Here is a 557-nt window from a genome sequence, read left to right as displayed (position 1 = left end):
AGCGCCGACATCACCATTCCAAGCTTGACAGCGGAAGGTAACTACAGCATCACCAGCAGCATTACGGATGCCGCTGGCAACAGCAGTGGTGACAGTGCGCCAGTGACGTTTGATTTTGATGCCACCGCACCAACTGCGGCGCCAACACTTACCATCGCGGACGCAGCGGACGGCAGCGTGAGCGTGGCAGAGAACAGTGACGGCGTTGAAACGGTGGTGAGTATTCCAACGGGTGTGGAAGTGGGTGATACGGTGACGTTAACCATCACCAACCCAGATAGCAGTGTGACAACACAAACCTACACCGTGACCCAAACGGATGTCGATACCGGCAGTGCGAACATCACCATCCCAAGCTTGGCGGCGGAAGGTGACTACAGCGTGACGGCGCAGATCAGCGACGCGGCGGGCAACAGCAGTGGTGATAGTACGCCAGTGACGTTTGATTTTGACGCCACCGTGCCAACTGCGGTGCCAACACTCACCATCGCGGATGCCGCGGACGGCAGCGTGAGCGTGGCCGAGAACAGTGACGGCGTTGAAACCAACGTGACCCT

The 557-nt window shown here is 58.5% G+C and carries 1 protein-coding gene; it reads left to right on the top strand.

Annotation, left to right across the window (positions count from 1 at the left end; genetic code table 11):
* Window positions 1–557, top strand: a 557-nt coding sequence (locus AACW06_RS19980; protein WP_192076382.1) for an Ig-like domain-containing protein, incomplete at both ends; no start/stop codon positions are given.

It is taken from the genome of Vibrio sp. S12_S33 (assembly GCF_963889785.1).
GTDB lineage: Bacteria > Pseudomonadota > Gammaproteobacteria > Enterobacterales > Vibrionaceae > Vibrio > Vibrio aestuarianus.
This window is presented reverse-complemented; position numbering and strand designations above follow the sequence as displayed.